This is a genomic window from Campylobacter concisus (assembly GCF_002092855.1).
Taxonomy (GTDB): Bacteria; Campylobacterota; Campylobacteria; order Campylobacterales; family Campylobacteraceae; genus Campylobacter_A; species Campylobacter_A concisus_AI.
Genome location: NZ_LVLC01000012.1, coordinates 143,767 through 157,880 on the forward strand (window position 1 = coordinate 143,767; position 14,114 = coordinate 157,880).

13 protein-coding genes are annotated in these 14,114 nt (G+C 39.9%); 11 read left to right on the forward strand and 2 right to left on the reverse strand.

Translation table 11 applies throughout. The features are described from left to right. Window positions 1-3 precede the first annotated feature (3 nt). Window positions 4-1,224 (reverse strand): glucose-6-phosphate isomerase, encoded by a 1,221-nt coding sequence (locus tag A3223_RS05060; protein ID WP_084109403.1) that lies wholly within the window; start codon window positions 1,222-1,224, stop codon window positions 4-6. Continuing rightward, a complete protein-coding gene (galU, locus tag A3223_RS05065; RefSeq protein ID WP_084109404.1) occupies window positions 1,221-2,042 on the reverse strand; it encodes a UTP--glucose-1-phosphate uridylyltransferase GalU in 822 nt (273 codons plus the stop codon). The genes A3223_RS05060 and galU overlap by 4 nt, the downstream gene beginning before the upstream one ends. A 126-nt stretch (window positions 2,043-2,168) precedes the next feature. On the opposite strand from galU, the gene A3223_RS05070 reads away from it, so the two are divergent. The 11 genes from A3223_RS05070 to tsaD all read left to right on the forward strand — a co-directional run bounded on the left by A3223_RS05070 (window position 2,169) and on the right by tsaD (window position 14,065). Further along, window positions 2,169-2,810 carry an IMPACT family protein gene (locus A3223_RS05070; protein WP_084109405.1) on the forward strand — a complete coding sequence of 214 codons (642 nt, stop codon included), beginning with the start codon at window positions 2,169-2,171 and terminating at the stop codon, window positions 2,808-2,810. Window positions 2,811-2,850: 40 nt separating this feature from the next. Then, on the forward strand, window positions 2,851-3,666 hold the full coding sequence (gene lgt, locus A3223_RS05075; protein ID WP_084109406.1) for a prolipoprotein diacylglyceryl transferase: 816 nt from the start codon (window positions 2,851-2,853) through the stop codon (window positions 3,664-3,666). Between the two features lie 119 nt (window positions 3,667-3,785). Continuing rightward, a complete protein-coding gene (locus A3223_RS05080; protein WP_021091688.1) occupies window positions 3,786-4,484 on the forward strand; it encodes a fumarate reductase cytochrome b subunit in 699 nt (232 codons plus the stop codon). 14 nt (window positions 4,485-4,498) lie between these two features. After that, the gene (locus tag A3223_RS05085) at window positions 4,499-6,517 is read left to right on the forward strand and encodes a fumarate reductase flavoprotein subunit (protein WP_084109407.1); all 2,019 of its coding nucleotides are present in this window, start codon (window positions 4,499-4,501) and stop codon (window positions 6,515-6,517) included. Then, the gene (locus A3223_RS05090; RefSeq protein ID WP_021091811.1) at window positions 6,510-7,229 is read left to right on the forward strand and encodes a fumarate reductase iron-sulfur subunit; all 720 of its coding nucleotides are present in this window, start codon (window positions 6,510-6,512) and stop codon (window positions 7,227-7,229) included. The genes A3223_RS05085 and A3223_RS05090 overlap by 8 nt, the downstream gene beginning before the upstream one ends. 363 nt (window positions 7,230-7,592) lie before the next feature. Continuing rightward, window positions 7,593-8,492 (forward strand): restriction endonuclease, encoded by a 900-nt coding sequence (locus tag A3223_RS05095; RefSeq protein ID WP_084109408.1) that lies wholly within the window; start codon window positions 7,593-7,595, stop codon window positions 8,490-8,492. Between the two features lie 232 nt (window positions 8,493-8,724). Beyond that, window positions 8,725-9,456 (forward strand): phosphatidate cytidylyltransferase, encoded by a 732-nt coding sequence (locus tag A3223_RS05100; RefSeq protein WP_084109409.1) that lies wholly within the window; start codon window positions 8,725-8,727, stop codon window positions 9,454-9,456. Further along, entirely contained in the window at window positions 9,438-10,547 is a 1,110-nt protein-coding gene (gene dxr, locus A3223_RS05105) for a 1-deoxy-D-xylulose-5-phosphate reductoisomerase (RefSeq protein WP_084109410.1), read from the forward strand. Before A3223_RS05100 ends, dxr begins: the two co-directional genes overlap by 19 nt. After that, complete coding sequence (locus A3223_RS05110; protein ID WP_084041193.1) at window positions 10,534-11,769, forward strand: uracil-xanthine permease family protein; 1,236 nt, start codon at window positions 10,534-10,536, stop codon at window positions 11,767-11,769. Before dxr ends, A3223_RS05110 begins: the two co-directional genes overlap by 14 nt. Continuing rightward, window positions 11,769-13,061: a M99 family carboxypeptidase catalytic domain-containing protein gene (locus A3223_RS05115; protein ID WP_084109411.1), complete on the forward strand. Its 1,293-nt coding sequence runs from the start codon at window positions 11,769-11,771 to the stop codon at window positions 13,059-13,061. The genes A3223_RS05110 and A3223_RS05115 overlap by 1 nt, the downstream gene beginning before the upstream one ends. Beyond that, window positions 13,058-14,065 carry a tRNA (adenosine(37)-N6)-threonylcarbamoyltransferase complex transferase subunit TsaD gene (gene tsaD, locus A3223_RS05120; protein WP_084109412.1) on the forward strand — a complete coding sequence of 336 codons (1,008 nt, stop codon included), beginning with the start codon at window positions 13,058-13,060 and terminating at the stop codon, window positions 14,063-14,065. The genes A3223_RS05115 and tsaD overlap by 4 nt, the downstream gene beginning before the upstream one ends. Window positions 14,066-14,114 lie beyond the last annotated feature (49 nt).

Below are 14,114 nucleotides of genomic sequence, written 5' to 3' on the forward strand. Positions count from 1 at the left end.
TTTCTACTTTAAAAGCATGGTTTTTAGGATACGTTTTCCTATCTCAACGCCTGGCTGATCGTAGGTGTTGATGCCTAGCATGATACCAGTGGCCGAGGTTAGTAGCTCGTAGTAAAAAATGAGCCAGCCAGCGTGAAACTCATCAAGCCTTTCAAGCGTGATAGTATCGACACTTATGCCCTCTTGCACCAGCGCCATAGCAGTCGCGTCGCACTGCAAATTTATAAGCTCATTTAGGCTTAGACCTGCCACAAAATCGCACTCTTCAAGCCCTTTTAGGCTCAAATTTGGGATAGTTTTGTCGCTCGCGTGATCTTTTATCTTTATAAATGTCACGCTCTTATCTTTTACGCCGTCCATGATAAGCTGCAAAAAGCTGTGCTGATCGCGGCTACCGACAAGTCCAATTGGCGTAAGTCCAACTCTTTTATAGCCTCTTTTTTTACCAAGACTCTCTGCCCAAAGCTGCACGTACCAGTCGTTAAATTCAAAAAATCTATCGCAGTAGCTAAATATGACATTTACACTGGCATTTCTGCTAGTGGCGTAGTGGTAAGCTTTAGCGACTATGGAGCTATCTTTTTGCTCGATGTATTGCTTCTTGCAAGCAAGTGCGCCATCTAGAAGTACCTTTATATCGTAGCCACAGATACCAAGAGGCACAAGACCTATTGCACTTAGCACGCTAAATCTACCGCCAACATTTTTTGGGATGTTAAAAAATTTGATGCCATTTTCTTTGGCAAAATTTTCTAAATTTGTCTCAGGATCGGTGATTATGAGGAAATTTTTGCCTAAATTTTGAGGTTTAAAGTCATCAAGCAAGCACTTAAAAATAGTGATCGTCTCGATCGTATTGCCTGATTTTGAGCTTATTACAAAAAGCGTCTCGTCAAAATTTACTCCATCAAGCGTGCTTTTGTAGCTGCAAGGATCGACGTTATCTAAAAATAAAAGCTCTCTTTTTATCCCTTTTGTGCCATCAAGCATCGATTTTAGCGCCTTTACACCAAGACTACTGCCGCCAATGCCAACAAGTACTACATTTTTGATATGAGCAAGGCCCTTTTCATACTCCTCGATCTCTCCAAGTAAATTTTGTCCAAGCACTGGCAGGTGGTAGTAGCCTATCTCGCCGCTTTCGTACTCATCGTTTATGCGTTTGGCGTATGAGTCGATGACCTCGCTGCTTGCAAAGTTAAATTTAAATGAAGTCTCTATCATTTACTGCGCTCGTAAAAGAAATTTGTAGCCTCGACAAAGCCATCGATACTGCCGCAGTCAAACCTCTTGCCCTTAAATTTATAAGCTATCACCATACCATCTTTTGCCTGCGTTTTTAGCGCGTCTGTGATCTGAATTTCGCCGTTTTTACCTGGCTTTGTTCGCTCTAAGATGTTAAAAATATCTGGCGTTAGGATGTAGCGTCCGATTATCGCCAAATTTGTCGGAGCCTCGGCAGGATCAGGCTTTTCAACCATATCATCGACCATTATAAGATCATCTTCTATAAACCTACCACTTACGACGCCGTAAGACTTGGTCTGCTCTTTTGGCACTTCCATTACTGCAACTACGCTACAACGATACTTTTCATAAATTTTAACCATTTGTGAAAGCACGCCCTCACCATTTTCATTTATACATAGATCATCTGCCAAAATGACTCCAAATGCTTCATCTCGAACTAGCGTTTTGCCCGTATAAATGGCGTGTCCAAGCCCTTTCATAGCATTTTGCCTAGTAAATGAAAATGTGCATGAGTTCATTAAATTTCTAACTTCGCTAAGCAAAGACTCTTTTGAGCTACCTGCGATCTCTTTTTCTAGCTCGTAGCTGATGTCAAAATAGTCCTCAAGCGCCCTTTTCCCGCGTCCTGTGACAAAGGCCATATTATCCATGCCAGCCTCAAGTGCCTCATCAACGCCGTAGTGAATGAGCGGTTTTGTAAGTATCGGCAACATCTCTTTTGGGAGCGATTTTGTAGCTGGCAAAAACCTCGTTCCGTATCCAGCCGCTGGAAATAGGCAAGTTTGTATCATTTTAGTCCTTCATGAAAAATTGCAAAATTCTACTATCTTTTCCTTAATAATATAAATTTGTCTGAATTTACAAGGCTTTAATTAGCAAATTGATAAGATTTTTAAAATTTAAGTAAAAGAGCAAATTTGCAGACAATTGATAGGATTTTTAAAGCCCAGCTTGATATAAAAAAGTCAAATTTTTTGGCATTTTTGTGCCCGATAAGCGAATTTAAAAGTTTGCATGAACGCCTAAAAGAGGAGCATTTTAAGGCCGTTCATGTAGTTTGGGCAACAAGGGAATTAAACAAATACGGACAAATCGTTGAAAATCAAAGTGATGACGGCGAGCCAAAGGGCACTAGCGGTCAGCCAAGCCTAAACGCGCTAAGGGGTGCTGAGCTAATAAATGTTGGTGTCTTGATAGTCAGGTATTTTGGCGGGATAAAGCTTGGCACTGGAGGACTTGTAAGAGCCTACTCTGGGGCTGTAAATGAGGTGATAAATGAGGCCATAAAAGATAGTGGCGTGATGAAATTTGAGATAAAAGATGAGATCAAATTTTTTACGCCATTCTCACTGATGAGCCGCTTTGAGCACTATTTTGCCACTACAAATTTAAGCGAGTTTGAAAGAGAATTTAATGACACTGGAGCGATCTGGAGCGTAAATTTAAACGAGGCTGAGTTTGCCGAGCTATTTAAATTTTGCAAAGAATTTGAAGCAAGCGAGTTTAAATTTTTAGCCCTTGCGCTTAGTAGCAAGAGCTTATTCGCTCATCAAAGCTAAATCATTGTAAAATCGCAAAAATTTTAAAAAGAAAGTAAAAATGGAAATTTGGAACGACATTTATAACCACTTTAATCCAGTAGCCTTTAGTATCTTTGGCTTTAGCGTGCACTGGTATGGGCTTATGTATATTTTAGCCCTTGTTTTGGCGCTTGCCATGGCAAAGTATCTCGTTAAAAAAGATAAAATCACAATCTCAAATCAGCTCTTGGATAACTACTTTTTTTGGGTTGAAATAGGCGTTATTTTAGGCGCTAGGCTTGGCTGGGTTTTAGTCTATTCAGGCGAAGTAAGCTACTACTTGACACAACCTTGGCAAATTTTTAATCCATTTCATAACGGCGAGTTTATAGGAATTCGTGGCATGAGTTACCACGGAGCAGTAGTTGGCTTTTTGCTTGCGACATATCTATTTTGCAAAAGGTATAAACAAAATTTATGGCAGCTACTTGATCTTTGTGCCGTTTGCATACCTTTTGGCTATACATTTGGCAGGGTCGGAAATTTCTTAAATCAAGAGCTTTTTGGGCGAGTTACGGATGTGCCTTGGGCGATAAATGTTTTTGGCCAGCCAAGGCATCCTAGCCAACTTTATGAGGCATTCTTAGAAGGTTTAGTTATTTTTATTATTTTATTTTTATATAGGAAATTTAAGAAATTTAATGGCGAGCTGATCGCACTTTATGCCATTTTTTACACCTTTGCAAGATTTGTTTGCGAATTCTTTAGAGAGCCTGATTCTGGGCTTGGTTTTATTGTTTTTGATCTTTCAATGGGACAAATTTTATCGCTTATTATGTGTAGCTTTGGAATTTTTGTTTATATTATGCTTTTTAAGAGATTTACGAAAATTTAATGTAAACGTTTAAAAAACATTAAAGTAAATTTCTGATACGATTAGCTTTATCAATTAATGCTGATATTTAAATTAGTATTAAGAAATGATAATTTATTTCAAATTTCTTAGGAGGGCTCATGACCGGGCTTATAGAAGGTTTTTTGGGAAAACGGTCGGACGACAAAAAAAGTCGCACTCCAGCCGCTTGGGATAGATGGCAAAGTATTACAGGGTTTATTTTGGCCTGTTTTATATTGTGCCATATGGTTTTTACTTCTACTATACTACTTGGCAAAGACGCATTTAACGCTGTCGTAGGGTTTGCGGAGGCTAAATTTTTATTCGGCGAGGCTACTTGGTGGATTACTAACGTTATTGCCGCGGTAATATTTGCCATTTTTATCGCTCATGCATTTTTAGCTATGAGAAAATTTCCAGCAAACTACAGACAATATCTAATGTTTAGAGGCCACAAAGACCGCATGAAGCACCTTGATACTACGCTTTGGTGGTTTCAGTTTTTAACCGGTTTTGCTCTATTTTTCGCAGCCAGCGCACATCTAGTGGATATAGTCTTTGGCGGACATATTACTGCCGACAAATCAGCGGCTGCATTTCATCAACTAGAAATTTTCTACTTCGCACTACTTGTTTTTATGGTCGTTCACGCTAGTATCGGTATGTACCGCTTGTATGTCAAATGGATAAGCATTGATGGTGCAAATAAGCACGAAATGTTTGCCAAAAGAAATAAGGCAAAAACAATTGTATTTGCCGTTTATGGCATACTTGCTATAATTGCGCTAATCGCCGATTTCGTGTGGATCAGCCATTAAAAAGGAGCTAGAAGATGAATGTAAAATATTATGATGCATTGGTAATTGGTGGTGGTCTAGCTGGTCTTAGAGCTGCTGTGGCTGCTGGAGAAAAGGGCTTAAGCACCGTCGTTTTAAGCCTAATACCTGTAAAACGCTCGCACTCTGCAGCTGCGCAAGGCGGTATGCAAGCCTCTTTGGGAAATTCAAAAATGAGCGAAGGCGACAACGAGGACGTACACTTTGCCGACACGGTAAAAGGTAGCGACTGGGGCTGCGATCAGCAAGTTGCGCGTATGTTTTGTCAAACCGCGCCTAAGGCGATCCGCGAGCTAGCGGCTTGGGGCGTGCCTTGGACTCGTATAACAAAAGGCGAAAGAAGCGCTATCATCAACGCTCAAAAAACGACTATCGTAGAAAAAGAAGAGGTCCACGGACTCATCCACTCTCGCGACTTTGGCGGAACTAAAAAATGGAGAACATGCTTTACGGCAGACGCCACCGGTCACACTATGCTTTTTGCCGTAGCAAACGAAGCTCTAAAGCACAACGTAGAAATCCACGATAGAAAAGAAGCTATCGCGCTAATCCACGCAAACAACCGCTGTTACGGCGCGATCGTTCGCGATCTAGTTAACGGCGAGATCACTGCATACGTCGCAAAAGGTACGCTAATCGCCACTGGCGGCTACGGCAGGGTTTATAAACACACTACAAACGCCGTAGTTTGCGAGGGTATCGGCGCGGCCATCGCACTTGAGACTGGCGTAGCTCAGCTTGGCAACATGGAAGCTGTTCAGTTTCACCCAACCCCGATCGTTCCATCAGGCATTCTTTTAACAGAAGGTTGCCGCGGCGACGGTGGAATTTTACGCGACGTGGACGGATATCGCTTTATGCCCGATTATGAGCCTGAGAAAAAAGAACTAGCTAGCCGCGACGTCGTAAGTCGTCGTATCATGGAGCATATCCGCGCTGGTAAAGGCGTACCTAGCCCATACGGATATCACGTTTGGCTAGATATCTCGATCCTAGGACGCGAACATATCGAGAAAAATTTGCGCGACGTTCAAGAAATTTGCGAAATCTTTAACGGTATCGATCCTGCCGACACCGAAGTATACACCGACGAAAACGGACGCCAACGCGGTAAAGGCTGGGCGCCGATCCTTCCTATGCAGCACTACTCTATGGGCGGCATCAAGACAAAGCCTACCGGCGAGAGCCCGACGCTAGCGGGTCTATTTAGCGCCGGCGAGGCTGCTTGCTGGGATATGCACGGATTTAACCGCCTAGGCGGCAACTCCGTTTCAGAAACGGTCGTAGCCGGCATGATCGTTGGAGATTATTTTGCTGATTATTGTGCTAGCCACGAGATAGAGATAAACACAGCCGATATTGAGAAATTTGTAAAAAAACAAGAAGATTACCTAAATAGCCTTGTTAGCAAAGAAGGTAAGTTTAATGTCTTTGATATCAAAAACAAAATGAAAGATATCATGTGGGAACACGTTGCGATCTTTAGAACAGGAAAAGGCCTAGAAATTGCGGTTAAAGAGCTTGAAGAGCTTTATAAGCAATCTTTGGATGTCAAAGTCACAAACAAAGCACTATTTGGCAACCCTGAGCTCGAGGAGGCCTACCGCGTACCGAAGATGCTAAAACTAGCCCTTTGTATCGCAAAAGGCGCGCTTGATCGCACAGAAAGCCGCGGAGCGCACTGCCGCGAAGACTATCCGAAACGCGACGACCTAAACTGGCTAAACAGAACTCTAACTAGCTGGAAAGAGGGCGATACGCTACCGACTATCGTGTATGAGCCACTTGATATTATGAAAATGGAAATGCCACCAGCATTTAGAGGCTATGGTGCGAAAGGTAATATTATTGAGCATCCAGATAGTGCCATCCGCCAAAAAGAGGTCGATGAAATTCGTGAGAAAATGCAAGCTGAAGGTAAGAGTAGACAAGAAATTCAAGAGGCTTTAATGCACTACGATCTTCAACCAAAATATAAAGCACCAAACGAAAGAGCAGGAATAGGATATGAGTAGAAAAATAACCATAAAAGCATTTAAATATAATCCGTTAAGCAAAATTTCAAAACCACATTTTGCGACCTACGAGCTAGAAGAGACTGATGGTATGACGTTATTTATCGCGTTAAATATGATTCGCGAGAAATTTGACCCAGATCTTAGCTTTGACTTTGTTTGTCGTGCTGGAATTTGTGGAAGTTGTGGCATGCTTGTAAATGGTAAGCCAAGATTAGCTTGTAGAACTCTTACTAAGGATTTTGAAAGCGGAGTAATTGAGCTTATGCCTTTGCCAGTATTTAAGTTACTAAAAGACTTAAGCGTAGACACTGGCAACTGGATGAATGCGATGAGTAGACGTGTGGAGAGCTGGATACACACCGATCACGAGACCGATATCTCTAAGCTTGAGGAAAAGGTTGAGCCTGAAGTAGCGCAGGAAGTATTTGAGCTTGACCGCTGCATCGAGTGCGGTATCTGCGTGGCTGCGTGCGGTACGGCTATCATGAGGCCTGATTTCATCGGTGCGGTCGGACTTAACCGCGTAGCTAGGTTTAAAATCGACGCGCTTGATAAACGAACCGATGAGGACTTTTACGAGCTTATCGGCGACGATGACGGCGTATTTGGCTGTATGACTTTGCTAGGCTGTGAAGACAACTGCCCTAAACACTTACCACTTCAAAGTCGCATAGCTTATATGCGTAGAAAAATGGCTGCTATAAAGTAGCAAAGGGGCTGCAAAAGCCCCAAATTTACTTCTAAATTTATTAAAAAAGATTGCAAATAGATGCCAAAAGGCATAAAAAGATATCAATAGATACAAATAAGAAAAATAAAAATATCAAAAATGGGATTGATAAGAGTGCGCCCATTATATAACCAAGTGGAAATGCGACAAATATAAAGACGATTCCGACACCAGAAATAAAGCAAAAAAATTAGCGCAAATATCGTAGCAAAGGTGTTTACAAATAAGCTAATATTTTCTAAAAGAAAATTTGTTAGACCAAGACTTCTCATATTTTGATTATAGTTTTTAAGCCAAAAAATTTATATAATTTCAAAAATTTGCTTCATTTAAGGATATAAAATGTTACCAAGTTATAAAGATATGATGCTGCCTATTTTAGAATTTGTTGCGCAAAAGAAAGAAGCAAATAGAGCTGAAATTTCTAAATTTATAATTGAGTATTTTAAGTTAAAAGACGAAGATCTTTTACAAAAAATAAAAAGAGGAACTCCAACTTATATAAATCGTACCGATTGGGCCTTATCCTATCTGGCTACGACAGCACAAGTAAAATCAAGGCCAGAAAAAGTGCCGCTTCAAAAAGTTGGTAGAAGCCTATTTGCCATAACAAATTTTGGCAAAGAGCTAGTAAGTGGCAAGGACAAAAAGAGCAAATTTCTCTCTTGGTACGATGAAATTTACAAACAAGAGATAAGGCAAGAGAAAAAAGAAGTCACGGAAAACACCCCAGATGACAATATAGATGAAGCGCTTTGCAAGATAAAAGAAGAGCTAAAAAGTGAAATTTTATCTAGCATTTTAGAAAAAGAGCCGAGATTTTTTGAATACCTTGTAACAAAGCTACTTGAAAAGATGAATTATGGAGCTGGAAATCTCACAAACAAAGGCCCAGACGGCGGGATAGATGGCATCATAGATGAAGATGAACTTGGGCTTTCTAAAATTTACATCCAAGCAAAAAGATACAAAGACGGCAGTAATATTCGTAGGCCAGAGATTCAGCAGTTTATCGGCGCCATCTCAAATAAAAATACTAAAAAAGGTGTCTTTATCACTACGGCAAAATTTACTAAAGAAGCTGAAAATTTCGCCAAAGATAATCAAAATTTTAGTGTGGTTTTGATAGATGGCGACAAGCTTGCAGAGCTAATGATAAAATACAAAGTCGGAGTTCAGACAAGCCAAATATATGAAATTTGCAAAATCGACACCGACTTTTTTGAGGAAAATAATTTTTAAAATTTTAAGCCATAAAGCACTACTGCGTATATTTATTGCAAGTTGCTACTTGGGATCATTTCGGTCTTGCTTTATTTGTGAGTTTAAAAGACAAATTTAAATCTTTACTAACGCCAAAATAGTCTAAATTTACCAGCTTAAAATGCTTTTTAAACCAAATTTTACTCTTATAAACGCCGTCTAAAATTTAAGTGTTATAATTACAGCGAAATAACGATTTTAAGGAGAGGATATGCAATCTCGCATAATCACTGGCGTTTTGATGTTTGTTGCTATTTTAGTAGTTTTTTTTATTGATAATTATATTTTAAATTTTATCTTGCTCGGCGCTGTGCTTTATTTTGCATTTAATGAGTCGCTCAAGCTTTATAATATCGATCACAAACAGCTAGTTTTTGCCGCACTTGCTTTTTACGTGCTTACATATTTTACAAATCCAATATTCATAGCGATCCTTGCTATCATGCTGATTGCTTCGATCCTAGCTCACATAAAAAGTGAAAATTTAAAACTAGTCGCACCTTTTGTCTATCCGACCACGCCGATCTTTATGATGTGGATGCTTTACTCAGAGTATGGCGTAGGCTATCTTGTATGGCTTATTTTAAGCGTAGTTGCAAGCGATAGTGGTGCATTTTTTGTTGGCAAAATGTTTGGCAAACATCCATTTAGCCCAAGCTCACCAAATAAAACAATCGAAGGTGCAGCAGGCGGTGTGGCGATAGGCACTGTAATTGGCTGCATTGTTGGAAATTTTGTAACTGAAGGATTTTTCCAAATTTTATTCTCAAGCTTTTTAGTCTGCGTGTTTGCGGTTTGGGGAGATTTGTTTGAGAGCTATTTAAAAAGACTTTGCGGTGTCAAAGATAGTGGTTCGCTCTTCCCAGGACACGGCGGCATGCTTGATAGGATAGATGGCTATTTATTTGGCGTAGTCGCTCTACTTTGGTCGCTCTCGTGGTAATACTTGGCTCAACTGGTTCAATCGGCAAAAACGCCCTTAATCTTTGCCAAAAATTTGGCGTAGAGGTTGAGGCGTTAAGCTGCGCTAAAAATGTAGATTTACTAAATGAGCAAATTTTAAAATTTAAACCAAAATTTGTCTGCGTAGGCGATGAAAAGCTAGCTAAAAATATAAAAAACATAGAAGCTAAAAATATCTTTTTTGGTGAGGCTGGACTGCTGCAAATGCTAGAAATTTCAAGCTCAAAAAAGGTAATAAACGCCCTTGTTGGCTTTGCTGGCCTTGCTCCTAGCCTAAAGACGCAAACTCTTGGCAAAAGGCTTGCACTTGCAAACAAAGAGAGCCTTGTTGTTGGAGGCAAATTTCTAAAAACTAGAGAAATTTCACCAATAGACAGTGAGCACTTTGGGCTTAAATTTCTACTAGAAAACAAAACTGCACCAAAAAGACTCATCATCACAGCAAGTGGCGGCGCATTTTATAAAAAGCCGATCAAATTTCTAAAAGACGCCACACCAAGTGATGCTTTGAAGCATCCAAACTGGGATATGGGCGCAAAGATCACTATTGATAGTGCGACGATGGCAAATAAGCTTTTTGAGGTGATGGAAGCTTACTGGCTTTATGGCGTCAAGGAGATCGAGGCTGTGATAGAACCAACTTCTGCGATACACGCCGTAGTTGAATTTATAGACGGCTCAAGTACGATGCACCTCTCGCGACCTGATATGAAGCTAGCTATCGCTCATGCTATGTTTGAAAATATCAGTGAAAATATCGTTTCACATGCAAATTTACTTGATCTAAAAAATATAAAATTTCATAAAATAAGCCTTAAAAAATATCCCATTTTTTCGCTAAAAGATGAAGTACTAGCAAACCCTGATCTAGGTGTAGTGATAAATGCTGCAAATGAGATTGGAGTATTTAGCTTTTTAGAGAAAAAATGCTCGTTTTTGGATATCTCAAAGCTCGTTTTAAGCTCTGTTAAAAATTTTAGAAATATTAAAATTTCAAATATTGATGAAATTTTTGAAGCTGATAAAGAAGTTAGAAATTACGCAAAAAGGATGTTAAATGCAAAGGTATGAGGGTTATAAATTTGATCCCAAACAAAGCTTAATTGGCGTTCAGTTTTTATTTGTCGCCTTTGGTGCACTGGTATTAGTGCCGATACTTACGGGGCTAGATGCAAATGTAGCTCTCTTTACAGCCGGTCTTGGCACGCTACTTTTTCAGCTAATCACTAGGAAAAATGTTCCGCCTATTTTTTTAGCAAGCTCCTTTGCTTTTATCGCGCCACTTCAGTACGGTATCGAAAAATGGGGCATAGCCGTGACGATGGGGGGCGTTATATTTGCTGGATTTTTCTACGTTGTTTTAAGCCTCGTGGTCCGATTTGGCGGAGAGAAAATTTTGCATAAAATTTTGCCTCCAGTTGTCGTTGGACCTGTCATCATGACAATAGGCCTTATCCTTGCTCCAAATGCCGTCAAAATGGCAACATCAGCTACTGAAATTTATACCCAAAATGAGGCGATGATCGTCGCTGGCATTTCGTTAGTGGCTACTATTTTAGTGATGATGCTTGGACGTGGCATGTTTAGGCTTATACCTATTTTGCTTGGTATTATCACCGGATACATCGTAGCTTACTGCTTTGGCATGGTTGATTTTACTCCTATCTTTAATGCACCTTGGTTTAGAATGCCAAATTTCACTACACCAAAATTTGAGTTTGAAGCGATCATTTATATGATACCTATCGCCATCGCTCCAGCGATCGAGCACATAGGCGATATGCTTGCTATATCAAATGTTACAAAAGAAGATTTTCTAAAAAATCCAGGCCTTAAAAACACGCTCCTTGGAGATGGTCTTGCCACTTCGCTTGCTGCTTTTTTTGGTGGCCCGCCAAACACTACATACTCAGAGGTCACAGGCGCAGTTAGCCTTACAAAAGCTTATAATCCAGCGATCATGACCTTTGCAGCGATCACTGCCATCGTACTAGCCTTCGTTGGTAAGCTAGGAGCGGTGCTCTCAACTATCCCAGCCCCAGTCATCGGCGGTATCATGCTGCTACTTTTTGGCATCATCGCAAGCGTTGGTATGGAAACACTTATAAAAAATAAAGTCGATCTTGCAGACCCTAGAAATATGATAATCGTAGCCCTCATCTTCATCTTTGCCATCGGTGGCATGGTGCTTGACCTTGGAGCGGTTAAATTTTCAGGTATCGGACTTGGTGCAGTTACTGGCATAGTTTTAAATTTGCTTTTACCAAAAACAAAGCATTACGAAGGATATTAATGCGTAAATTTTTACTTTTTTTACTAACCTTTGCCACTGCTAGTTTAGCCAATACTTTAGACTATGCGCTTATCAAAAAAGGTGAGCCAAGCGAAAACACGATGTTGTTAATCGGTGGCATTCAAGGCGATGAGCCAGGTGGATTTTTGGCAGCCTCTATCGTAGCCACCGACTACAACATCACAAAAGGCTCGCTTTGGGTCGTGCCAAATTTAAATTTCCCAAGCATAATCGAGCGAAGTCGTGGCACAAAAGGCGATATGAATAGAAAATTTGCCCATGTCGATAAAAACGATCCAGACTATAACTCAGTAATGAAGATAAAAGATGTCATCACCGATAAAAACGTCACGCTCATCTTAAATTTACACGATGGAAGTGGCTATTACAGAGATAAATTTATAAATAAAGACGAAAATCCAGATAAATGGGGCAATACTTGCATAATAGATCAAAGCACGCTTCCTGGCTCAAAATATCCAGAGCTTGAAAGTATCGCCTCAAGCGTAAAAGATGTGCTAAATAAGCATCTAATAGATCAAAAACACCAGTATCACATCAAAAATACGCATACTGCAATGGGTGATAAAGAGATGCTAAAAAGCCTAACTTACTATGCTATCACTCAAAATAAATCAGCCTTTGCAAACGAAGCTAGTAAAAATTTAAACGCCGAGCAAAGGACTTATTACCATCTAATCGCCATTGAAGAATATATGAAAAAGGCTGGCATTAGCTTTACTAGGCCGTTTAATCTTGATGTTAAAAGCGTAAAAAAGGCAATCGAAAAAGAGATTAGACTCGAGCTTGAAAATTCATACGCGATAAGTCTTAAAAATCTAAAGCCTTTAATAAATTTTGTCCCGCTTAAAAAAGGCGAGTTAAATTACAGCTCACCAAATCCGCTAATAGCCGTCATAAAAGAAAATGGTAGCTTCAAAGTGCAATACGGCAACCGCTTTGTTACTAGATTAAAACCACAATATTTTGAGTTTGCAAAGCCACTTGAGGAAATTTTACTAATAAGCGACGGTAGCGAGTTTAAATTAAAAAGTGGCGATAAATTTAGCGTGAAAAAGAGCTTTAAAATAAAATCACTTAAAAACGTGCGCGTAAACGTCATAGGATATGGCACAAAAAGTATAGATGAGAGCGAGCAAGAAGTGGCTAAAAATAGCCTAAATAAAAGCTATAGCATCGATAAAGATGGCAAAATTTATAGAGTCGAGTTTTATAAAAACGAAGATGGCAAAGAGAAATTTGCTGGCATGATCTTAGCGGAGTTTAGATGATACTTGGCATCGAAAGTAGCTGCGATGATAGCTCGGTCGCACTAATAGATGAACGCACTTTAGAGAAGACTTATTATAAAAAAATTTCTCAAGAGGAGGAGCACGCTATCTTTGGTGGCGTGGTTCCTGAGCTTGCAGCAAGACTTCATACAAAGGCACTACCGGCACTTTTAGAGGATATCTTGCCAAATTTTAAAGAAATAAAAGCGATCGCTGTAACAAATGAGCCGGGTCTTAGTGTGAGCCTAATAGGTGGCGTCAGCATGGCAAAAGCATTAAGCGTTGCTCTTAATATCCCGCTAATTGCCGTAAATCATTTAGTTGGTCACATCTACTCACTATTTTTAGATTGCGAAGCCACCTTTCCACTTGGCGTCCTGCTAGTAAGTGGTGGGCATACGATGATCCTAGAGATTGACGAAAATGGTGAAATCACTGAGCTAGCAAGCACTAGCGATGATAGCTTTGGTGAGAGCTTTGACAAGGTTGCTAAAATGCTTGATCTTGGCTATCCAGGCGGTGCCGTAGTTCAGCAAAATGCCCTACTTTGCAAAGACAAAGAGAGGTTTCATTTTACCATTCCACTTCTTCACGATAAACGCCTTGAATATAGTTTTTCAGGGCTTAAAAACCAAGTCAGAGTCGAAATTTCAAAGCTAGAAAATATCACACAAAAGGATATCGCTGAAATCTGCTACGCATTTGAAAATACTGCCTGTGAGCACATTTTAAACAAGCTTGAAAAGGTCTTTTGTTTAAGAAATTTTAAGCGTTTTGGCGTAGTTGGCGGTGCAAGTGCAAATCTAAATTTACGAAAAAGGCTTGAGATGCTTTGTCAAAAAAACGAGTGCGAGCTTTTGCTAGCTCCACTTGAGTTTTGCTCTGATAACGCCTTAATGATAGCAAGAGCGGGACGTGAGAAGTACCTAAAAGGCGAGTTTGTAAACCATAGCGAGCTAAATATAAACCCAAGAGTTAGCTTTAAAAAGCTTGAGTTAAATTAAACTTTTTAAAAACATAAAATTTTGCGCCTAAATCTTGATAGCTTCGTAA